Source organism: Ruegeria profundi, assembly GCF_049800715.1.
In the GTDB taxonomy this organism is placed as follows: Bacteria; Pseudomonadota; Alphaproteobacteria; order Rhodobacterales; family Rhodobacteraceae; genus Ruegeria; species Ruegeria profundi_A.
Genome location: NZ_JBNAFO010000001.1, coordinates 549,881 through 570,898 on the forward strand (window position 1 = coordinate 549,881; position 21,018 = coordinate 570,898).

The 21,018-nt window shown below is 59.4% G+C and carries 24 protein-coding genes; 8 read left to right on the forward strand and 16 right to left on the reverse strand.

Annotation, left to right across the window (positions count from 1 at the left end; genetic code table 11):
- Positions 1 to 55: 55 nt before the first annotated feature.
- On the forward strand, positions 56 to 1,399 hold the full coding sequence (dddP, locus tag ACP15L_RS02765) for a dimethylsulfonioproprionate lyase DddP (protein ID WP_425083028.1): 1,344 nt from the start codon (positions 56 to 58) through the stop codon (positions 1,397 to 1,399).
- A 4-nt stretch (positions 1,400 to 1,403) separates the two neighbouring features.
- Here dddP and ACP15L_RS02770 read toward each other — a convergent pair whose 3' ends face one another.
- The gene (locus ACP15L_RS02770) at positions 1,404 to 1,595 is read right to left on the reverse strand and encodes a hypothetical protein (protein WP_170553041.1); all 192 of its coding nucleotides are present in this window, start codon (positions 1,593 to 1,595) and stop codon (positions 1,404 to 1,406) included.
- 215 nt (positions 1,596 to 1,810) lie between these two features.
- Between ACP15L_RS02770 and ACP15L_RS02775 the strand changes: the two genes are divergently transcribed.
- Entirely contained in the window at positions 1,811 to 3,025 is a 1,215-nt protein-coding gene (locus tag ACP15L_RS02775; RefSeq protein ID WP_425083029.1) for an alpha/beta fold hydrolase, read from the forward strand.
- A gap of 12 nt (positions 3,026 to 3,037) precedes the next feature.
- Here the strand turns inward: ACP15L_RS02775 and ACP15L_RS02780 are convergent, their stop codons facing one another.
- The 4 genes from ACP15L_RS02780 to ACP15L_RS02795 all read right to left on the reverse strand — a co-directional run bounded on the left by ACP15L_RS02780 (position 3,038) and on the right by ACP15L_RS02795 (position 5,169).
- Complete coding sequence (locus tag ACP15L_RS02780; protein ID WP_170553034.1) at positions 3,038 to 3,373, reverse strand: hypothetical protein; 336 nt, start codon at positions 3,371 to 3,373, stop codon at positions 3,038 to 3,040.
- A 9-nt stretch (positions 3,374 to 3,382) separates the two neighbouring features.
- Positions 3,383 to 3,940, reverse strand: coding sequence for a hypothetical protein (locus tag ACP15L_RS02785; RefSeq protein WP_425083030.1), 558 nt, complete (start codon positions 3,938 to 3,940; stop codon positions 3,383 to 3,385).
- A gap of 140 nt (positions 3,941 to 4,080) precedes the next feature.
- Positions 4,081 to 4,668, reverse strand: coding sequence for a biotin transporter BioY (locus tag ACP15L_RS02790; protein WP_425083031.1), 588 nt, complete (start codon positions 4,666 to 4,668; stop codon positions 4,081 to 4,083).
- Positions 4,669 to 4,740: 72 nt separating this feature from the next.
- Positions 4,741 to 5,169 carry a DUF6314 family protein gene (locus ACP15L_RS02795; protein ID WP_425083032.1) on the reverse strand — a complete coding sequence of 143 codons (429 nt, stop codon included), beginning with the start codon at positions 5,167 to 5,169 and terminating at the stop codon, positions 4,741 to 4,743.
- A gap of 117 nt (positions 5,170 to 5,286) precedes the next feature.
- On the opposite strand from ACP15L_RS02795, the gene purB reads away from it, so the two are divergent.
- The 4 genes from purB (at position 5,287) to ACP15L_RS02815 (ending at position 9,484) form a co-directional block, all read left to right on the forward strand.
- Positions 5,287 to 6,591 (forward strand): adenylosuccinate lyase, encoded by a 1,305-nt coding sequence (gene purB / locus ACP15L_RS02800; RefSeq protein ID WP_170458892.1) that lies wholly within the window; start codon positions 5,287 to 5,289, stop codon positions 6,589 to 6,591.
- A gap of 174 nt (positions 6,592 to 6,765) precedes the next feature.
- The gene (locus ACP15L_RS02805; protein WP_425083033.1) at positions 6,766 to 7,314 is read left to right on the forward strand and encodes a tetratricopeptide repeat protein; all 549 of its coding nucleotides are present in this window, start codon (positions 6,766 to 6,768) and stop codon (positions 7,312 to 7,314) included.
- Positions 7,315 to 7,391: 77 nt separating this feature from the next.
- Entirely contained in the window at positions 7,392 to 8,477 is a 1,086-nt protein-coding gene (locus ACP15L_RS02810; protein WP_425083034.1) for a flagellar motor switch protein FliG, read from the forward strand.
- Positions 8,478 to 8,560: 83 nt separating this feature from the next.
- On the forward strand, positions 8,561 to 9,484 hold the full coding sequence (locus ACP15L_RS02815) for a lysophospholipid acyltransferase family protein (protein WP_425083035.1): 924 nt from the start codon (positions 8,561 to 8,563) through the stop codon (positions 9,482 to 9,484).
- On the opposite strand, the gene ACP15L_RS02820 is transcribed toward ACP15L_RS02815, so the two are convergent.
- Positions 9,485 to 10,186: a DUF1223 domain-containing protein gene (locus ACP15L_RS02820; RefSeq protein WP_425083036.1), complete on the reverse strand. Its 702-nt coding sequence runs from the start codon at positions 10,184 to 10,186 to the stop codon at positions 9,485 to 9,487. It lies immediately after the preceding gene.
- Positions 10,187 to 10,408: 222 nt separating this feature from the next.
- Between ACP15L_RS02820 and acnA the strand changes: the two genes are divergently transcribed.
- Both acnA and ACP15L_RS02830 read left to right on the forward strand, forming a co-directional pair.
- Positions 10,409 to 13,099, forward strand: coding sequence for an aconitate hydratase AcnA (acnA, locus tag ACP15L_RS02825; RefSeq protein WP_425083037.1), 2,691 nt, complete (start codon positions 10,409 to 10,411; stop codon positions 13,097 to 13,099).
- 143 nt (positions 13,100 to 13,242) lie between these two features.
- The gene (locus ACP15L_RS02830; RefSeq protein ID WP_425083038.1) at positions 13,243 to 13,944 is read left to right on the forward strand and encodes an SDR family NAD(P)-dependent oxidoreductase; all 702 of its coding nucleotides are present in this window, start codon (positions 13,243 to 13,245) and stop codon (positions 13,942 to 13,944) included.
- On the opposite strand, the gene ACP15L_RS02835 is transcribed toward ACP15L_RS02830, so the two are convergent.
- The 10 genes from ACP15L_RS02835 to yajC form a co-directional block, all read right to left on the reverse strand.
- Positions 13,941 to 14,480 (reverse strand): DsbE family thiol:disulfide interchange protein, encoded by a 540-nt coding sequence (locus ACP15L_RS02835; RefSeq protein WP_170466049.1) that lies wholly within the window; start codon positions 14,478 to 14,480, stop codon positions 13,941 to 13,943. The two genes, ACP15L_RS02830 and ACP15L_RS02835, sit on opposite strands and share 4 nt — an antisense overlap.
- The gene (gene ccmD, locus ACP15L_RS02840; RefSeq protein WP_170374069.1) at positions 14,473 to 14,631 is read right to left on the reverse strand and encodes a heme exporter protein CcmD; all 159 of its coding nucleotides are present in this window, start codon (positions 14,629 to 14,631) and stop codon (positions 14,473 to 14,475) included. The genes ACP15L_RS02835 and ccmD overlap by 8 nt, the downstream gene beginning before the upstream one ends.
- Positions 14,628 to 15,401 carry a heme ABC transporter permease gene (locus ACP15L_RS02845; protein ID WP_425083039.1) on the reverse strand — a complete coding sequence of 258 codons (774 nt, stop codon included), beginning with the start codon at positions 15,399 to 15,401 and terminating at the stop codon, positions 14,628 to 14,630. The genes ccmD and ACP15L_RS02845 overlap by 4 nt, the downstream gene beginning before the upstream one ends.
- 61 nt (positions 15,402 to 15,462) lie before the next feature.
- Entirely contained in the window at positions 15,463 to 16,119 is a 657-nt protein-coding gene (ccmB, locus tag ACP15L_RS02850; RefSeq protein ID WP_170676494.1) for a heme exporter protein CcmB, read from the reverse strand.
- Complete coding sequence (gene ccmA, locus ACP15L_RS02855; protein ID WP_170640834.1) at positions 16,116 to 16,730, reverse strand: heme ABC exporter ATP-binding protein CcmA; 615 nt, start codon at positions 16,728 to 16,730, stop codon at positions 16,116 to 16,118. The genes ccmB and ccmA overlap by 4 nt, the downstream gene beginning before the upstream one ends.
- Positions 16,731 to 16,875: 145 nt before the next feature.
- Positions 16,876 to 17,229 carry an Mth938-like domain-containing protein gene (locus tag ACP15L_RS02860; RefSeq protein ID WP_425083040.1) on the reverse strand — a complete coding sequence of 118 codons (354 nt, stop codon included), beginning with the start codon at positions 17,227 to 17,229 and terminating at the stop codon, positions 16,876 to 16,878.
- A gap of 9 nt (positions 17,230 to 17,238) precedes the next feature.
- Positions 17,239 to 17,985 carry a sulfite exporter TauE/SafE family protein gene (locus ACP15L_RS02865; RefSeq protein WP_170374074.1) on the reverse strand — a complete coding sequence of 249 codons (747 nt, stop codon included), beginning with the start codon at positions 17,983 to 17,985 and terminating at the stop codon, positions 17,239 to 17,241.
- On the reverse strand, positions 17,978 to 18,946 hold the full coding sequence (secF, locus tag ACP15L_RS02870; RefSeq protein ID WP_425083208.1) for a protein translocase subunit SecF: 969 nt from the start codon (positions 18,944 to 18,946) through the stop codon (positions 17,978 to 17,980). The genes ACP15L_RS02865 and secF overlap by 8 nt, the downstream gene beginning before the upstream one ends.
- A 2-nt stretch (positions 18,947 to 18,948) precedes the next feature.
- The gene (secD, locus tag ACP15L_RS02875; protein WP_425083041.1) at positions 18,949 to 20,610 is read right to left on the reverse strand and encodes a protein translocase subunit SecD; all 1,662 of its coding nucleotides are present in this window, start codon (positions 20,608 to 20,610) and stop codon (positions 18,949 to 18,951) included.
- A gap of 33 nt (positions 20,611 to 20,643) precedes the next feature.
- Entirely contained in the window at positions 20,644 to 20,931 is a 288-nt protein-coding gene (gene yajC / locus ACP15L_RS02880; RefSeq protein WP_155151194.1) for a preprotein translocase subunit YajC, read from the reverse strand.
- Positions 20,932 to 21,018: the final 87 nt, after the last annotated feature.

Genomic DNA, 21,018 nt, shown 5'->3' on the forward strand with positions numbered 1-21,018 from the left:
GGGACACCCCAGACCGAAGTTTGATACCTCTCGGGTGAACCAGCAGAGGCCAGTCATGAACCAGCACTACCGCGACACGCGTAAAATTGACCCGACCCGAGGCGCAACGCTCGGTGATGGTACGCCGAATGACAATGACCGAATCGAAATCGGGCCCACCCAACTTGCCTTTGAGGAATGGGCCGCAGCCGGACTGACCCTGCCCAACCTCGAGCGTATGCGGGAACATCGCTGGAAACGTCTGACTAAAGCGATCGTGGATCGTGGTTATGGCGGGCTGCTGATTTTTGACCCGCTCAATATCCGCTATGCAACCGACAGCACGAACATGCAACTGTGGAACACCCACAACCCATTCCGCGCCGTTCTGCTGTGCGCTGACGGGTATATGGTGATCTGGGACTACAAGAACTCGCCCTTCCTGTCCGAATTCAACCCGCTGGTGCGCGAGCAGCGCTCGGGCGCGGATCTGTTCTATTTCGACCGAGGCGACAAAGTGGATGTCGCGGCGGATGTGTTCTCAAACGAGGTGCGGGTCCTGATCGAGGAACATAGCGGCGGCAACAAGCGTCTGGCCGTCGACAAGATCATGCTGCACGGTCTGCGCGCGCTTGAGGCGCAGGGTTTCAAGGTGATGGAAGGCGAAGAACTGACCGAGAAAACCCGCGCCATCAAAGGCCCGGATGAGATTCTGGCCATGCGCTGCGCAAGCCACGCCTGCGAAACAGCCGTGGCCGAGATGGAGAAATTCGCCCGCGCAAATGTTGGGGATGGCAAGACTTCGGAAGATGACATCTGGGCGGTTTTGCACGCCGAGAACATCCGTCGCGGTGGCGAGTGGATTGAAACCCGCCTGCTGGCCTCGGGCCAGCGCACCAATCCGTGGTTCCAGGAGTGCGGCCCACGCACCACCCAACAGAACGAGATCGTCGCCTTTGATACCGATCTGGTCGGCTCTTACGGGATCTGCATCGACATCTCACGCACTTGGTGGATCGGGGACCAGAAGCCGCGCCCGGACATGATTTACGCCATGCAGCACGCGCATGAGCATATCGTGACCAACATGGAGATGCTGAAACCCGGCGTCATGATCCCTGAGCTTACCGCAAATGCGCACAAGCTGGATGACAAGTTCCAGGCCCAGAAATACGGCTGCCTGATGCATGGCGTCGGTCTGTGCGATGAATGGCCTTTGGTTGCCTATCCCGACAAAGCGGTCGAGGGTGCCTATGACTACGCGCTCGAACCCGGCATGGTCCTGTGCGTCGAGGCCGCCGTTGGTGAGGTCGGTGGGGACTTTTCGATCAAGCTGGAGGATCAGGTTCTGATCACCGAAGACGGCTATGAGAACCTGACCAAATACCCGTTTGATGCCCGCTTGATGGGGCTGGAGTAAGCACTCAGTCCGGCCAGGTTGAGCGCCGGACATTCCCGTGCCAATCCTCGGATGGAAGGGCGGCTTCGACACTGGTCGGGGTCGCCCTTTCCCAATTCTGACCCAGTGAAAAGCCCAATACCCCGCTGAGCGCGATAAGGATCAGCAGATCAGCGCGGAGGTTAGGCTGGCGAGGGGTGCATGCCGTATGTGTCATCTCGGTCTCCTTGTCTTGCTTGGTGTGACAGCTGCAAGATGGGGGAAGAGATAAATTATGAAAACGAATATTTGATGTGTGTATCATCACATTTCTTGAATACCGAAATATTCACTGGTTTTTGCTCACCTTCCCGTGACGCTTCCTACAATGGGGTTGAGACATCCGGCACAACTGCACACTATTGATCCCATACCGAAATCCAAGGAACTGCCATGCCCACCGAACGCATCACTTTTGCCGGTCACGACGGCGGTCGTCTGGCTGCGCGACTCGACTTGCCGGAAGGCCCCGTCCTGGCGACCGCTCTGTTTGCGCATTGCTTCACCTGCTCTAAGGACATTCCTGCCGCGCGTCGGATCTCGGCCCGTCTGGCGGCGATGGGCATTGCCGTTTTGCGTTTTGATTTCACAGGGTTGGGCCATTCCGAGGGAGAGTTTGCGAACACCACCTTCACCTCGAATGTCGAAGACCTAATCGCGGCCGCGCATTACCTTGCAGGCCGAGATATGGCCCCCGCGTTGCTAATTGGGCATTCGCTGGGGGGCGCTGCGGTTCTGCGCGCGCGGGCGGGCATTCCTTCGGTCAAGGCGGTGGTAACGCTTGGGGCGCCAGCCGATCCGGGGCACGTCTCGCACCATTTCGAACAGGCCCTGCCCGAGATCGAACAAGAGGGCAGCGCTGAGGTTTCTCTCGGCGGTCGCCCCTTCCGCATCGGCAAGGCCTTTGTCGATGATATTTCGGAGGCTGCGCTGACCCCCTCGGTCGCCGAACTCAAGGCCGCGCTTTTGATCTTGCACGCACCGCGGGATGAAACGGTGAGCATCGACAATGCCAGCACGCTCTTTATGGCCGCCAAACACCCCAAAAGCTTCGTGACACTCGACGATGCCGATCACCTGATAACGCGGGCCAAAGACGCCGAATATGCCGCTGACGTCATTTCAGCATGGGTTTCGCGCTATATCGAACTCCGCCCACCTGCCCCGCCACCGGGCGCGCCCGAAGGTGTTGTCCGAGTGACCGAGGCCGATCCCAATGGCTTCCTGCAGGATATCCAGGCCGGGCCGCGCCATCATGTCGTCGCGGATGAGCCCGCCTCATACGGTGGCACGGATCGGGGCATGTCGCCGTACGGTTTTGTCTCGTCTGGGCTTGGGGCGTGTACTTCTATGACGATCCGCATGTATGCGCGCCGCAAGAAGTGGCCGCTGACCAGCGTGTCGGTCGATGTGTGTCACAATAAGGTCCACGCGCAGGATGCTGGGCTTAACGGGGACGCCAAGGTCGATCTGTTCCGCCGCAAGATTCGGCTTGAGGGGCCTCTGGATCAGGCCCAGCGCGACCGTCTTCTGGAAATCGCCGACAAATGCCCGGTGCATCGCACGTTGGAGGGTTCGGCACATATCACGACCGAACTCCTCCCCTGAGCCTGACGATTCTCAGCCCCGACGAGGCGCGGGCCGATGGATCGGAGGCCGTGCTGCTGGCGGCCGCGCAACCGGAGGCCGTGGGCGCGCCGGAGGCTTCGCGATCGGCGGCGTCGGACGTGCCGGAGGTCTATTGACCGGCGGTCGGTCCGGCCTGTCCGGACGGTCGATATCGATATCCACATCCACGTCGTGATAGTAATCGTTCCACAGCATCGAGTCGTAGAAGGGATCATAACCATATCCGACGCCTACCCCCACGCTGACGCCATTACAGGCCGCCAGAGTCAGGCTTGAAATCCCTAGACCCAACACTAGAACGGATCGCTTCATCAGTTTACGTGTCATCTGAGCCCCCTATTGCAAAGACCGGAACGACGCGAACACGGCGTTCAGATCATCCACATAGGCAGGATCGGCCCCGTTCCGCAGGATCGTCACGGCAATCGCAACGCGCCCACGGGGCAGATCAATAATGGTGGCAGTGAAACTCACCCCTCCGTCTCGCGTGCCGGTGCCCCGGATCACCTTGGCAGGCAGTCCTGCAATCCGAATGTCGCTGGTGCTGGTAACCGTGGGATCATTCACCAGAAACTTGTCGATATCATCCAGATACCGCAACCCGTCCTGAATGCTGGTAACTCCGGCCGGCGAGACAAAGCCCATCCAGACCGTGTCATCCGTGACCGGCTTGAACCCCATCACACGCGCCACAGCGCGGGGGTCGCCCAGCTCGGTGTCTTCAATGTCGCGTGGCCCGCCTGTGCGCAGCACCCAGAAATCCGGCACCGCAAAGCTGAAGAGCGCACGCCCGGCGTCGGTATAAGTCACCGGGGTATCTGCGGCAGCTGGCACAGCCGCCCCGACCCAAAGGGCCGCGCAGGCCGCCAGAGCCGTCTTTAAACGAATACGCATATCTCAATTGCCTAATTATTTCACTGATCGCAGATTGGCCCGTCGCGGCTGGTCTTGTCCAGCACCCCCTTGCCTGGAAAAGAAAAAACCCGCGCCTCGGATCTCGGGGCGCGGGTTAGAATTTCAGCAGGCTCAGGCGCTTAGCTGTGCGCCTCTCCGACCAGTTTCCAAACGGCGGGGATCAGCAGGGCCGCCAGACCCAGCTTGATGGCGTCGCCCAGCAAGAACGGTGTCAGACCCCATTCCAAGATCGGCTTATCCCAACCATAAAGCTGACCCAGCCAAAGAAGGCCCGGTACGTAGATCAGCACGTTGGCCAGCAACAGCGCCAGTGCCAGTTTGGCAACCGAGCGGTCCCAGCCGCGCGCGGCCAGAGCGCCCAGCAGAACGGTCGCCATCAGGTAGCCGACCAGATAGCCGCCGGTGCCGCCCATCATGTAGGTCAGACCGAATTTCTCGGCCGAGGAACCTGCGAATACGTCAAAGCCCAGCGCACCTACCAGCAGATAGCCCAGCATGGTGATCAGACCCAGACGTGCGCCATAGGCGGTGCCGATGGTCAGGACGGCAAAGGTGCCCATGGTGATCGGAACAGGCCACATCGGCACTTTGATTTTCGCGGCAACCGCCAGGGCCACGATGCCCAGAGCGACCAGTACAACCTGCTTTACAAGCAGCGCCGTACCTTCACGCGGGCCAAACGCATTGGCCAGAACGTTTACATTCATCTTAACTTCTCCCAATTCGGACCAAGATTTCTGCACCAGCAATGCCTTGTCAGCGCTCAAACTGCAACATGATTACGCTACCGCAGCATAGTCTGTGGTCATTTCGTAGGATTTTCGCGGCCCATTCACAGTCCACTGCACCGACCAGCGGGGCCAGTCGTGGAAATCATAGACCGCATCGTAACTGTCAGGCGCGCAATCATGGTGGTCCGAGGCGTTTTGCTCGCCCAGCGTCAAGGCATGGAAAAACCGCCCGTCGTCGAAATGGATCAACACGCGATCTCCACCGTCGTGCCAAATGTACTTGCGGGTTCCTTTCATCGGAGGCTGTCCGGGGATGCTGAGCGTCACCTCTTCGGTGTAGATCAGCCCGTCCTCGGATCGCTGCAGCAGGGCCTCGCCCTCTGCCTGCACGACCTGCCCCGCCCGAGCATCACGGATCGTGCGCGTCAGGCGCCAGCGCCCTTCGAAATCGGACAATGTTGTCGGTACGGTCGCCATTTCCAATATCCCGGCCAGATCGCCGCAATCGGGCACTCATGCCTTGTTCCCATAGGCCTGCGGCGTTAAACCCCGCCACAACGCTCTCTGCCAAATCACAATAAGGTCCTGCTGCCAATGATTCCCCGTTATTCCCGCCCCGAGATGGTTGCCATCTGGTCGCCCGAAACCAAGTTCCGCATCTGGTACGAGATCGAGGCGCATGCCTGCGAAGCCATGGCCGATCTGGGCGTGATCCCGCGTGAGAACGCCGACGCGGTGTGGAAAGCCAAAGACGTAGAATTCGACGTAGCCCGCATTGACGAAATCGAGGCCGTCACCAAGCACGACGTCATCGCCTTCCTGACTCACCTGGCCGAGCATGTGGGCAGCGAAGAAGCCCGCTTTGTGCATCAGGGCATGACCAGCTCAGACGTTCTGGACACGTGCTTCAACGTGCAGCTGACCCGCGCCGCCGATATTCTGATCGCAGACCTCGAAGGGTTGCTGGCCGCTCTGAAACGCCGCGCCATCGAACACAAAGACACGGTTCGCATCGGCCGCAGCCACGGCATCCACGCCGAGCCCACAACGATGGGCCTGACCTTTGCCCGCTTCTACGCCGAGATGGATCGCAACCTGTCTCGTATGCGTGACGCGCGCGCAGAAATCGCCACCGGCGCGATCAGCGGCGCGGTCGGCACCTTCGCCAATATCGACCCCCGCGTTGAAGAGCATGTCTGCGACCAGTTGGGCCTGGTGCCCGAACCGATCAGCACTCAGGTCATCCCACGCGACCGCCACGCGGCCTTCTTTGCCACTCTGGGCGTCATCGCCAGCAGCATCGAGAACATCGCCATCGAAATCCGCCACATGCAGCGGACCGAGGTTCTTGAAGCCGAAGAGTTCTTCTCGAAAGGCCAAAAGGGCTCCTCGGCGATGCCGCACAAGCGCAACCCGGTTCTGACTGAAAACCTGACCGGTCTGGCCCGTCTGGTCCGGATGGCCGTCGTGCCCGCGATGGAGAACGTGGCCCTGTGGCATGAGCGTGACATCTCGCACTCGTCGGTCGAGCGGAATATTGGCCCTGATACCACCGTGACGCTAGACTTCGCGCTGTCGCGTCTGACCAGCGTGGTCGACAAGCTGGTCGTTTACCCGGAAAACATGCTGGCCAACATGAACAAATTCCGTGGTTTGGTCATGAGCCAGCGCGTGCTGCTGGCCCTTACCCAAGCCGGTGTCAGCCGCGAAGATGCCTACCGTTTGGTGCAGCGCAACGCGATGAAGGTTTGGGAAGAAGGCAAGGACTTCAAAACCGAGCTTCTGGGCGATGCCGAGGTGACCGCTGCCCTCAGCGTGGAAGAGATCGAGGAGAAGTTCGATCTGGGCTACCACACCAAGCATGTCGACACGATTTTCGAGCGTGTCTTCGGCGAATAAACCATCCCAGAAAAGCGCTCGGCCCCTCATCGACCGGGCGCTTTTCGCATCATCACGCACTTCGTGAACAAAAATTCTGTCTGCTTTGTGAATAAATCGAAAAGCTCCGGTGTTAGCTTTTTTGAAGATCACACTATGATTTCGATGAGCAGACCTGACCACGGAGTTAAAACTATGCGCATTCTTCTTGCATCCGCGATTGCACTGACCTCTTTCGCCTTTTCCCCCATAGCAGCCCACGCAGCCGGTGGCGGCGGTGCCAATCCGCCCAAGCCCACTAACACGACCAAGAAATGCCTGTTCGGCCGAGTCTGGAGCGAAGACCGCGGGCGCTGCGTCAAACCGAGCGCGACGAATTTCACCGATGAGGACCTCTATGAAGCCGTTCGTGAGCTGGCCTATGATGGTCAGTTGGAAAACGCCCAGAACATCCTGCGCGTCATGAGCGATCAAAATGATGACCGCGTGTTGACCTACTGGGGCTTCACGCACCGCAAGATGGGCAACATTGAGCTTGCGAATGCCTATTACAAGCAGGCTATCGCCACAAACCCCGATAACCTTCTGGCGCGCAGCTATATGGCTCAGGGCTTTGTTTCCGAAGGGAAAACTGATCTGGCCATCGCCCAATGGCGCGAGATCAAGGCGCGTGGAGGCGAAGGCACCTGGGCCGAGGCGTCTCTGCGCGAAGCCATCAAGACCGGGCTGACCTATAACTACTGAGGTTCAACCTTTCTTTACCTGATTCCCGCTAACCTGCCTGTGGAACAGAACTTTGGCACCGCAGGCAGATGCAGGACATGAATACTTTGGTTCAGGTGGCCTCGGGGGCGCAGCCCTCGGGTGCAGGTCAGGCGGACGACGCGCCCCGCGTCGTCCCACGCACACTCAGCAATCGTCAAAAGGCCGCTATCGTGGTGCGTCTGTTGCTGAATGAAGGGGCGGATATCCCGCTAGAGGAACTGCCCGACGCATTGCAGGAAACACTCACGCATCAACTGGGTCAGATGGGTCTTGTGAACCGTGTGACGCTGGATGCCGTGGCGCAGGAATTTGGCGACGCGCTGGATAGCGTGGGCCTGTCCTTCCCTCATGGCCTCGCTGGGGCGCTGGATGCGGTGAACGGCAAGATTGCCCCGGCCACGGCAGCGCGATTGCGAAAAATCGCAGGCGTGCGTCAGATCGGCGATCCATGGCAGCGACTGAGAGAGATTTCGGCCGGAGATCTGGCCCAGATGGCGCAGGCAGAAAGCACCGAGGTGGCCGCCGTGATGCTGTCCAAGCTCGACACGGCCAAAGCCGCGCAATTGCTGGGGCACCTGCCCGGCCCCATTGCGCGACGCATCACCTATGCGATCTCCAAAACGGCCAATGTGACCCCCGAAGCGGTGGAACGGATCGGCTGGTCGCTGGCTGCTCAACTGGATCAACGCCCGTCGCAGGCGTTTTCCGATGGCCCCGGTGCGCGCGTGGGGGCGATCCTGAACCAATCGGCAGCCTCAACCCGCGACGGGTTGCTGACGGCCCTGAACGAAGAGGACGCCGAATTCGCAGACATTGTGCGTCAATCCATTTTCACCTTCGCGCACATCCCGGCCCGTATCGCCACACGCGATGTGCCCGCTATTCTGCGCGGGTTTGAACAAGCCAGCCTTGTCACTGCACTGGCTGGGGCCGCCGCTGACGATGACAAAGCCTCGGTTGAGTTCATCCTATCCAACATCTCCGCCCGTATGGCCGACAATCTGCGCGAAGAAATGGCTGAACGCGGGCGCGTCAAACAGTCCGAGGCCGAAGAGGCCATGACCGAAATCGTAGGCGCAATTCGCACCTTGGTAGACGATGGCACGCTGACATTGGTCGAGCCGGAAGAAGACGAAGACTGACCTCAACCGGCTGAGTGCTTGAGCTTGCCGGGCCGGGCCTGTATGTCTGGCCCAGCAAACGCAACACGCCGTGAGACACCTCCATGCCTGTCGAAAAGTCAGAGCTCAGCCGGTTTGAGCTTGGGAAATACTATGTCGCCAGTCTGTTCCTGAAAGGCGTGATCGGTGGCATGCGGTTGCTGCCCTATGGAACCCGCATCGGGGCAATGGGGACCTTGGTGCGCGGATTGGCCCCGTTGGTTGGGTTTCGCAAACGGGTCCGAGACAACCTGAAACTCACCTGCCCCGAGCTGTCAGAGCGTGACATTAACCGTATTTCGGCTGAGGTCTCGGACAACGCAGGTCGGGCCATGATGGAGCACTTCTCGCCCGAAGGGTTCACAGCGCGCCAACGCAACGCACAGCTGTCCGGCCCCGGTGTCGCTGCTTTTGATGCCGCTGCCGCCGAGGGGCGACCGGTCATGATCATCGCCGCGCATTTCGGCCACTACCTCGCAACGCGGATCGCGCTGCAAGCCCGCAGCGGGCGCCCTCTGGGCTGCCTCTATCGTCGTATGGCCAACCCCTATTTCAATGAGGCCTATGTCGAAGCCTTCTACAAAACCGGCTCGCCCATGTTCGAACAGGGTCGGCGCGGAATGGTTGAGATGGTGCGCTCCCTCAAAGGGGGTGAGATGATCGCCATCGTCTCTGACTTGCATGTTCACGGCGGCGAGGAGTTGATGTTCTTTGGTAAGCCCGCCGTCACATCCGTTCTGAACGCCGAACTTGCGATGAAATTCAACGCGGTCATGATCCCCTGCTACGCGGTGCGCCAAGCCAATGGTCTGGATTTCGAAATCGTGATGCACGACCCGGTGCCGCATTCCGACCCCAAGACCATGACGCAATATATCAACGATGATCTGGAGCAGATGGTGCGCCAGCATATGGGTCAATGGTTCTGGATTCACCGCCGCTGGAAGGCGTGGAACGGGCTGGGTGTTCAGCCCGAAGATATGCCCTGATCACTTCGCATGCGCGGCCGCGATGATTGGACCGTGACCTGCCCGCTGCACCAGAACAACCGCTGGCAGGTCAGAATCCAACTGTGCTGAAAACGCCTGCTCGTTAGCCCCATCCCAGCGCCCGGCCATCTGCCAGCTTTCCACCACATTGGCATAGTCGAGCTCATGGCCCGCGAGCTCTCCACGCCGGATCGAGGCGTGACGCAGCGGCGTGTACTGGACGATCCGCACGTCATAGGTCTCTCCACCAGGCAAATCGATCGGCGTCACGCGCACCGTCACCTCTTGCCCCGAACGCTCAGCCTGCACTTCAGCAGTGGGCGCGGCGATCAGATGCGCCTTGATCAGCCGATCCAACTCCTGCACTTGCGCGCCAACCACGTCATGCCGCCCATTGATCACCATCTGCGGCGTGTAGATCATCGACCGGCCACCATTGCGGGCATAGGCCCGCTGCCGCGTCGTATGATCAGGAATGGCGTATTCGTCCTTCCAGCCGATGTAATCCCAATAGTCCACATGCAGCGCCAGCCCGATCACGTCGTCGCGCTTGATCAGCTCGTGCAAAAGCCGATCCGCCGGGGGGCAGGATGAACACCCTTGCGAGGTAAACAACTCGATCACAACCGAATCCTCTTGCGCCGATACTGAAAAGGCGGCACAGGCGGATAGAATGGCGGCTGCTAGGGCGGATTTGAACATGAGTCCCCTCGGCTTGAAAATCATGCAAAACGGATAAACGTTTTGCTCTTCAAGCTCCAATCAAGGTTTCTTGAGACGAGGCAGTCCCTTGCTCTTGATTTTGCATACCACAGTATACACTTTCATCTTGTCAGTAACTGACGCTTGAACCCCGGACAAACGTGATCAAGATAAACCGCAACGAATCCCATTTTCCAAGTTATTTGAGAGGGAGGCCACAGGATGCCTATCAAAACCGGACAGGATACCGCCAAAACACGCCGCAGCCTGAGCGTGAATGGCAAAACCATTTCCTACTATTCCATCCCCGCCGCTCAAAAGGCCGGCCTGGGTGATTTCTCCAAGCTGCCCGCCGCGCTTAAAGTGGTGCTGGAAAACATGCTGCGCTTCGAGGATGACGGGTTCTCCGTCTCGGTCGACGACATCAAAGCATTTGCGGAATGGGGTGAGAACGGAGGCAAAAACCCGCGCGAGATCGCCTATCGCCCTGCCCGCGTGCTGATGCAGGATTTCACCGGTGTGCCTGCCGTAGTCGATCTGGCGGCCATGCGCGATGGGATCAAAGCTTTGGGCGGAGATGCGCAAAAAATCAATCCGCTAAACCCGGTGGATCTGGTCATCGACCACTCGGTCATGATTGACGAGTTCGGCAACCCGCGTGCGTTCCAGATGAATGTGGACCGCGAATACGAGCGCAATATGGAGCGCTACCAGTTCCTGAAATGGGGTCAGAACGCGTTCAACAATTTCCGCGTCGTACCGCCTGGCACCGGCATCTGCCATCAGGTGAACCTAGAATATTTGGCCCAAACCGTTTGGACGGATACTGATCAGAACGGCGAAGAGGTCGCCTATCCCGACACCCTTGTCGGTACAGACAGCCACACCACCATGGTCAACGGCATGGCCGTTCTGGGATGGGGCGTCGGCGGGATTGAGGCAGAGGCAGCGATGCTCGGCCAGCCGATCTCGATGTTGATCCCCGAGGTTGTAGGCTTTGAACTGACCGGAGCGATGGTCGAGGGCACTACCGGCACTGATCTGGTGCTTAAAGTCGTCGAGATGCTGCGTGAAAAGGGCGTGGTTGGTAAATTCGTCGAATTCTACGGCGAAGGTTTGGATCGTCTTCCTTTGGCCGACCGTGCCACGATCGCCAACATGGCCCCCGAATATGGCGCAACCTGCGGCTTCTTCCCAATTGACGGCGAAACCCTGCGCTACATGCGCAATACCGGGCGCGACGAAGACCGTCTTGCGCTGGTCGAAGCCTATGCCAAGGAAAACGGGCTGTGGCGTGATGAGAACTACGCGCCGATCTATACCGACACCCTGTCGCTGGATATGGGCACCATCGTTCCAGCTATCTCGGGGCCGAAACGTCCGCAGGACTATGTGGCGCTGACGGAAGCGAAGGCCGCGTTCCTGAACGAGATGGAGAAGACCTTCAAGCGCCCGATGGGCAAGCAGGTCGAAGTCAAAGGCGAGAACTACGGTATGGAATCGGGCAAGGTCGTGATCGCCTCGATCACCTCCTGCACCAACACCTCGAACCCCTATGTGATGATCGGAGCGGGTCTGGTTGCCCGCAAAGCCGCCGAGCTGGGTCTGGACCGCAAGCCATGGGTCAAGACCTCGCTCGCACCGGGATCGCAGGTGGTTTCCGCCTATCTTGAGGCCGCGGGTCTGCAAGACGATCTGGACAAGATCGGGTTCAACCTTGTGGGCTATGGCTGCACCACCTGTATCGGCAACTCGGGTCCGATCCAGCGAGAAATCAGCGAGGCGATTTCCGAGGGCGATCTTGTTGCCACCTCGGTTCTGTCGGGCAACCGTAACTTCGAAGGTCGGATCTCACCGGATGTGCGCGCCAACTATCTGGCCTCGCCGCCTCTGGTCGTTGTGTATGCGCTGGCAGGAACGATGGATATCGACCTTACATCCGAACCCATCGGTCAGGATCGGGACGGCAATGATGTCTTCATGAAGGACATCTGGCCCAGCCAGAGCGAAATCGCGGAATTGGTCGAGGCAACTGTCACCCGCGAGGCGTTCCAGTCTAAATATGCCGACGTCTTCAAAGGGGATGAGAAATGGCGTGAGGTCGAGGTTCCACAGCAGGAAACCTATGACTGGCCACCGACCTCGACCTATATCCAGAACCCGCCCTATTTTCAGGGCATGGGGGCCGAGCCAGGCACGATCTCGAATATCGAAGGGGCCAAGGTGCTGGCGATCCTGGGCGATATGGTCACGACCGACCATATCTCACCCGCTGGTTCGTTCGCCACGACCTCGCCCGCCGGTCAGTATCTGATCGAACGTCAGGTGCAGCCGCGTGAGTTCAACTCCTACGGCTCGCGCCGGGGTAACCATGAAGTCATGATGCGCGGCACCTTCGCCAATATCCGCATCAAGAACGAGATGTTGGACGGGGTCGAAGGTGGCTACACCAAGGGGCCGGATGGCGCGCAGACCTCGATCTACGACGCGTCGATGGCGTATCAGGCGAATGGCACCCCTCTGGTCGTTTTCGGAGGTGAGCAATATGGCGCGGGCTCTTCCCGTGACTGGGCCGCGAAGGGGACCGCTCTGCTGGGTATCAAAGCCGTGATTGCCGAAAGTTTTGAGCGCATCCACCGCTCAAACCTCGTGGGGATGGGCGTGATTCCGTTTGAGTTCACCGGCGGAGATACGCGCAAAACGCTTGGGTTGAAGGGGGATGAGACGGTCTCGATCCACGGTTTGGACACGATTGAGCCGCTGCAGGAGGTGCCCTGCACCATCACCTATGGCGACGGGACAGAGAAGACCATCACCCTGAAATGCCGCATAGATACAGCTCCTGAGATCGAATACATCGAGAACGGCGGTGTTCTGCACTATGTGCTGCGCAATCTCGCGAAGGCGGGTTGATGTGGTGTTGATCCACAGACTGGGAAGGACGCCGGTCGGCGTCCTTTTTTATGCGAGGCTCTGCCTCGCGCTCCGAGGTATTTTTGAACAGAAGAAGTTGATTGTGTCCTGAGTGGACTATCAACCGTGCGCAGGAGGTTGGTATGGATAAAGTGGCTTTGGTAACGGGTGGCGCGCGGGGGATTGGGCGCGCGATTGTTGAGGATCTGCGGCGCGATTATCGTGTTGCTTTCACATGGCTGTCCACTGAGCCCGATCCGGTGTTGGAAGAGAAAGGTTTGCAACCGATACGGTCCGATCTGACGCAGGACGGACAGCCTGAGGCAGTCATACGCCACGTTGTCGAACGATTCGGTCGGCTGGACGTGATCGTGAACAATGCGGGTTTGGTCAGGTCCACTCCGAAAGAGATTTTTGACCAGGAAGATCATCGCGCCATTTTGGATTTGAATCTGCTGACCCCTGCTGCTTTGCTGGCGGCTGCCATACCCCATTTGAAACCGGGCGCGGCGATTGTCAGCATTTCCTCGATGAACGCCGTTTTGCCACCGAAGGACGCGGTGATTTACGGGGCAAGCAAGGCAGCCCTGAACCTTTGGACACGCGGGATGGCAAAGGAACTTGGACCCCAAGGCATTCGGGTCAATGCTGTGGCACCGGGGGCGATCAATATCCAAGAAGACCCGCGCCCCGAAGACTTGACCGCTTTGTTCGTCGACAACACGGCCATGGGGCGGATTGGGAGGCCCGACGATATCGCGAAGGCCGTGCGGTTCTTGGCGTCAGACGACGCCGCATTCATCACGGGTGAGACCTTGGCTGTAACGGGTGGCTACAGGCTCTAACCGCCAGCCGCTTTTTCAAGGGCCGGGCGGATCGTGCTTTCGATCACACGTTGGGTGATCGGCCCGGCGAACCGCAGGATCACAGTGCCCTCCCCGTCGATCACATAGGTTTCGGGAACGCCGTAGAGGCCCCAGTCCAGCGCCATGCGGCCCTGCTCATCGCGACCGATGCCTGTATAGGGATCGCCGAGTTCAGTCAGGAAGCTTTGCGCATTGTCCAATTTGTCTTTGTAGTTGACACCGTAGACCGGGATGCCTTCGTTCGACAGCGCCTCAAGGTTTGGATGCTCTGCCCGACAGGGGGCACACCAGCTGGCCCAGTAGTTGACCAGCTTGACCTGCCCGTCCCGCAGGGTCGCGTCGTCGAAAGGCGTTTTGCCCGGAAACTCAGTCAGGACGACCGGAGGGGCGGGTTGCCCTTCGCGGGCGGATGGCAGGGCGTTGGGGTCGTCTCGGAACATGCCGATACCGGCCAGAACGGCAAAAGCACCGAAGATCAGCGGCGGCGCGATCATCAAAGGCGAAATCTTAGCCATTGCGCGACATCCTTTGTTCGATTTTCTCCATTTCGGCCCGCACTTTGCGTCCCCGGATCACGCTGAAGACGACCAGCGCAACGAGCAGCAGGATCGAAGCAGCGTAGGACGACAAGACAGCGTCTGCGTATTTTCCAAGATCAGGCATCATGCGCCCACCCTTTCACGAGCCAGCAGCGCTTTGACCCGACGCGCGCGGATTTCGGTGCCGGTGCGATACAGAACCAATGCTATGAACAGCAGAACGAAGCCAATGATGCAGGTCAGCAATGGATAGAAGAACACGTTGCTGACTTTCTCTTCGGTGTCCGTTCCCGTGACCGCTCCCGCCCGCATGACCGAGGCACCCTGGTGCAGCCCCTGATTCCAGAAATTCACCGCATAACGGCTGAGTATCGCGAAGACCGACCCCACAAGACACAGGACCGAGGTCAAGTCGGCGGCGGTGTCCGGGTCCTCGATCGCCTCCCACAAGGCGACGTAACCGAGATAAAATAGGAACAAGATCAGGAACGAAGTCAGGCGTGGATCCCAGGCCCACCAGGTGCCCCACATCGGTTGGCCCCAAATCGCTCCGGTCGCCAGTGCGATCAGGGTCATCACGATGCCCACAGGTGCGGCGGCGCGCGCGGCCAGAGCGCTGACGTGATGGCGGCGGACCAGCCAGACCAGCGAGGTCACCAGCATCATCAGCCAGCAATTGATCGCCATCAGGGCCGATGGGACGTGCAGGTAGATGATCTTGACTGTCGATCCCTGTCGGAAGTCATCCGGCGTGAAGAAGAAGCCCCAGATCAGCCCGACCACGATGCAAACCGCCGAGGTGATCCAGAAAAAGGGCAAGATACGCTCGCTGGTGGCAAGAAACTTGCGCGGGTTGGCATATTCCCAGAGGGCGTTGGCTTTGGCTGCGATAGACATGGCCGTTATTTAGTCTGACTCGGGTTCATTCTCAATTGACCTTGCTCAAAGTTGTGGCGCTTCACCGCAGATTGATGCGCAGGACCGCTGCGCTGGCGAATGGAAGCAGAGCTATCGTGGCCATCGTGATCCCCGCCAGCATCAAAAGTGGCGTTTGGGTCTCCATCCCGACGGCACCCCGGCGGGCGACTTCTGCGCCGAAGATCAAGGTTGGGACGTAGAGCGGTAGAACCAGCAATGACAACAGCAGGCCACCGCGCTTCAGCCCGACGGTCAGAGCGGCGCCGAAGGTGCCGATGACGCTCATGGCGGGGGTGCCGAGCAGGAGCGAGATCACCAGCCAGAAGAAGCCCGGCGTGGGAAGGTTCAGCAAGACGCCCAGAAACGGTGCCGCCAGAACCAGAGGCAAACCGGTCGTGATCCAATGCGCCAGCGCTTTGATCGAGACGACGGCCTCTAGCGGGAGAGGCGCGGTAGCCAGAAGGTCCAGCGATCCGTCCTCCCAATCCAGGGCCAGAAGACGGTCGAGAGATAACAGGCAGGCCAGCAACGCGCCCAGCCACAGAATTCCCGGCGCGATGGTCGAGAGCAGCGACGATTGTGGACCGACAGCAAAAGGCACCAGAACCGTTACGATCAGGAAGAAGGCCAGGCCGAGACCAAAGCCTCCGCCTGCGCGAAAGGCCAGCTTCAGGTCGCGCAACAATAGGGCGATCACAGGAAGCCTCCGTCGAAGTCATCGATGGGTTGCGGTTTGGCTTTGTAGGGGCCGACGTCCAGAACCTCTCCGTCGAGGCCGAGGTCGATATGGGTTGCAATCAGGGCCGAGCCGCCCTGCCCCAGATGCCCGCGCACAGCGTCAGCGAACATCTGAACGGCGTTTTTGTCGAGTGAGACGGTTGGTTCGTCCAGCATCCAGATCGGCCGCCCCGTAACCAGCATCCGTGCAAGGCCCAGCCTGCGCTTTTGCCCGGCCGACAAGTTGCCCGCATGGCGGTCGGACAAGTCATTCAGCGCAAAGGCGTCTAGTGCTGGCTGGATGTCATGGGTCCCAAAGACGGACGCCCAGAAGGCAAGATTTTCGACAACCGTCAGGGTTGGCTTCAAACCATCGGAATGCGAGGCGTAGGCGATCTGGTCCTCGGCACCTTCGATCTTTCCCGCCAAAGCAGGCTGTAGCCCTGCCAGAGTGCGGAGCAGCGTTGTTTTTCCTATTCCGTTCGGCCCGCGCAAAATGAGCGCCTGACCGGGGGTGAGTTTGAAGCTCACCCCCTCGAGCACGGGCACGCCACCACGGGTGATGGTCAGATCGAAAACGGTTAGAGTCATGAGACTCGCTTATCCGATTGGGGACGCAGGCAAAAGGTTGGATTTGACGCAGGGAGCTAGGGCAGTGCGCTTGGATGGGTTCGGATGCGAGGGGCCAGCCCCTCGCGCTCCCCGAGATATTTTGGGCCAGATGAAGGGGATCCCGTCAGACGGGGATCAGAGCGAGCGCAATGCGGCGACCTTCGGATAGCAGGACGTTGTAGGTACGGCAGGCGGCGGGGGAGTTCATGATCTCGACTCCGATCCCCGCAGATTCGAGAGTTTGGCGCAGCTCGGGCGGGATATGGACCAGCTCTTCTCCGGTTCCTATGAACAGGACGTCAACGAGCTCGGACAGTTCGCTCAGTGGCTCGTCGTCTGAGTATCCGCCCCACACCTGCGTTCCCGTCGGGCCAGTCAGCACTGCGCCTTGATGAACGCGCCCTCCGATCCGGAAAAAGCCGGGGCCGTATCCGTCCACGGGTTCGGCGTTGGTATAGTTGATCTCATTCAGTCGCATGCGCAGTATTTACCCCCAAAGCGGCAGGCCGGACAAGGCAGCCAGCGCAATCGCCAGATAGGCGGCCGCGCGGTAGAGGCGCTCTCGGTCTGGTCGAAAAAGCCACCCGCCCAGCCAATTGCCCAGCAGGTTGGGTAGCGCCAGAAGAAGCCCCAGCCCAGCAGCGGCGAGGGTGACCTGCGCCATACCGGTCAGGTAGCCGAGTAGCAGGAAGTCGAACCCGAACAGAAACAACAGGATTGTCGCGCGAATGACATCCACCGGCAGTGGGCGCGACATGTAGAACAGGATGACGGCCGGACCAGGGAGCCCTGCGACACCGCCAAGAAACCCGGCGGCTCCGCCGATACCCGTGACCATCACGCGGCCGACATGACCGTGATATCGCAGGCCTAGGATCAGAATGGCCAGCATTGCAAGGGCCAGACCGCTGACCGCATAGCGGAAAACCTCGGGCGCGACCTGCGTCAGCACCCAAAGCCCCAGCGGAAGGACAAGAGCGCAGCCGAGCAGAAGGCGTGTCAGATCGCCCTTGTTCACGGCGCTCCAAGCCCGGCGCAGATTCGGCAAGGGGCCAAAGATATCCATGATCGTCAGGCCGATCAGCGCTCCGAACGGGCCGAGATATGGGGTGGCGATAGGCAGGAAAACCAAAGCGGTGCCAAACCCCGAGAAACCGCGAACGACGCCCCCAAGAAAGGCTGCGAATAAGACAACGGCCAGACCCTGTGGGGACTGGCCGAAGAACTCAGGCATCTACGTTGGCAAACTGGTTGCCTGCGTTGTTCGACGGCTTGGACCAGTCGCGCTTGACGCCCAGCCACAGCAGGATGGTCGAGGCCACGAAGACCGACGAATAGGTCCCCACGATCACACCCCAGATCATCGCGAAGACAAAGCCGCGGATCACGTCACCGCCCAGCACGTAGAGCGAGATCAGCGCCAGCAGGGTCGTGACCGAGGTCATCACCGTCCGGCTGAGGGTTTCGTTGATCGAGATGTTAAGAACCTCTTTGAGGTCTTTCTTCTTATACTTCCGCAGGTTTTCACGCACCCGGTCAAACACGACTACGGTGTCATTAAGTGAGTAACCCACGATGGTCAGAAGCGCCGCGATGATGGCCAGATCGAAGCGGATTTGAAGCTCGGAGAAGATGCCGATGGTCAGGATCACGTCATGCACAAGTGCCGCGACCGCGCCAAGAGCGAACTGCCATTCGAACCGCAGCCAGATATAGACGAGCACCGCTCCGATGGCCAAAACGATGGCGATCACGGCTGTCTGAATCAACTCGCCCGAGACTTTGGGGCCAACCGACTCCACCGATACGAATTGGATATCGGGGATCACGGCCTGCAACGCGCCCTCAACAGCTGTGATGGTCGAGGCTTCGACAGCTTCTGCATCTGCCTGTGCCTGAATGCGGATCATTGCAACGTTGTCTTCCGGTCCGAAGGTCGGGTCAAAAATCTCAGTGATTGTGACGTCGCCCAGTTCGAGAGGTGCAATTGCGTCGCGATAGACACCCACGTCAATCGGCTGGGTGCTTTCGGTACGGATCGTTGTGCCGCCCCGGAAGTCGATGCCGAAATTCAAACCCTGCAACATGAATGAGGCAAAGGCCACAACCATCATCAGGGCCGAAATGCCCAGCCAGAGCTTCCAGCGGCTGAAGAAATCGAACGAGGTGCTTTGGGGTACGAGTTTCAGTCTCATCATCAAACCTCGATCGTTTTCGGACGGCGGCGTTCGAACCACATGACGACCATCAGGCGCGTCACGAAGATCGCGGTGAAGACCGAGGTCAGGATACCCAGGCCCAGAGTGATGGCGAATCCGCGCACGGGGCCGCTGCCCATGGCAAACAGGATCACCGCCGTGATGAAGGTGGTCACGTTGGCATCCGCGATGGCCGACAGGGCCTTTTCATAGCCCAGCTCAATCGCACGCGCGGGACCTTTGGCAGATTTCAGTTCCTCTCGGATACGTTCGAAAATCAGCACGTTGGCGTCCACGGCCATACCGACCGTCAGAACAATACCCGCAATGCCCGGCAGGGTCAGCGTGGCGCCGATCAGCGACAGCAGTCCGAACAAAAGGCCCACGTTGATGATCAAGGCAATGTTGGCGAAAAGGCCAAACAAACCGTAGCTGAGCGCCATGAACACCAGCACCGCGGCAAAGGCTACCATAGTGGCGACTTTACCGGCGTCTATGCTGTCCTGACCCAATTCGGGGCCGATGGTGCGTTCTTCGAGGAACTCCAGCTCGGCAGGCAAGGCCCCTGCCCGCAGCAGGATGGCGAGATTGGTGCTTTCCTCGACCGTGAAGTTGCCGGTGATGATGCCTGAGCCGCCGGGAATGTGGCTTTGGATCACAGGGGCCGAGATCACCTCATCATCCAACACAATCGCGAAAGGTGCGCCGATATTTTCCAGCGTGTAGTCGCCGAATTTGCGCGCGCCCGATGTGTTGAACCGGAAACTGACGGCGGGACGTCCGTTCTGATCAAACGAGGGCTGCGCATCAACCAGTTCCTCCCCAGTCACGACAGGAGAGGATTCAAGCGTGTAGTACACACCGCTTTCGTCAATCGACGGCACCACTTCTTCACCGATGCCTGCAACGGCATCCGGGTCCGTGCCACGACCGACAACCGGGTTGAAAGTCAGCTGCGCCGTCGTGCCGATGATCTCTTTCAGCTCGCCTGCACTTCCGATCCCGGGAACCTGAATCAGGATACGGTCTGCACCTTGGCGCTGAATGGTGGGTTCACGCGTACCAACCTCGTCAATCCGGCGGCGCACGATCTCAAGCGATTGACGCACGGTGCGATCATCCGAGGCCAGCTTCTCCGCCTCGGAGAGCTGCACAACGATTGTATCGCCATCGGCAAAAGCTTCGATATCGGTCGCACCTACACCTGTCAGTGTCTGCACTTGACGGGCCAGACCACGAACGGTTTCGAGCGCACGAGACATCCCCTCGGGCTGGCTGATGCGGACGCGAATCTGATCGGGGTCCGAGTCCTGACGACGGATCGTACCAACGGTGGAACGCTCATCCCGCAGGGCGTCGCGGATTTCGGGCCACATCGCCTCCATGCGGGATTCGTAGACATCCTCGACCTTGACCTCGGCCAGCAGATGCGCACCGCCCCGCAGATCGAGGCCCAGATTGACCAAGGAGGACGGCAGCCAGTTCGGCCACAGCGCCGCTTCGGCCTGATTTTCGGGCGTATCCGCGCCAAGCTCAATCGCGGCTTTGGCGTCATTAGATTGTTCGACCCGCGTGTAGAACGCATTCGGCAGAGCCAAGAGCAGGCCGGTCACACAGACCAGCCAGATCAGAACCCGCTTCCAGGTATCAATTTGCAGCATAACCCTGCCTTTTCAAGGAATTGTAAGGCGAAGTTACTTCGCAGGTTCGGTCTTGTTCAGAACCTGAGCGATGGTTGACTTGACCACACGAACCTTAACGCCCTCGGCGATCTCGACCTCGATCTCGTTGTCGCCTTCCTTGACCTTCGACACCTTGCCGATCAGACCACCCTGTGTGACGACCTGATCGCCACGGCGCACAGCTTCGACCATGGCCTGGTGTTCTTTCATCTTCTTTTGCTGCGGACGGATCAGCAGGAAATACATGATCGCGAAGATCAGGATCAGCGGGAGAAACTGGGCGATTGCGCCACCTTCCATGGGATATTCCTTTTTCTTTGACCTGCGGCACCGTTCCGCAAATTTGGCGGGAACCTATGCGCTGATATGCGTGTTTGCAAGCAATGG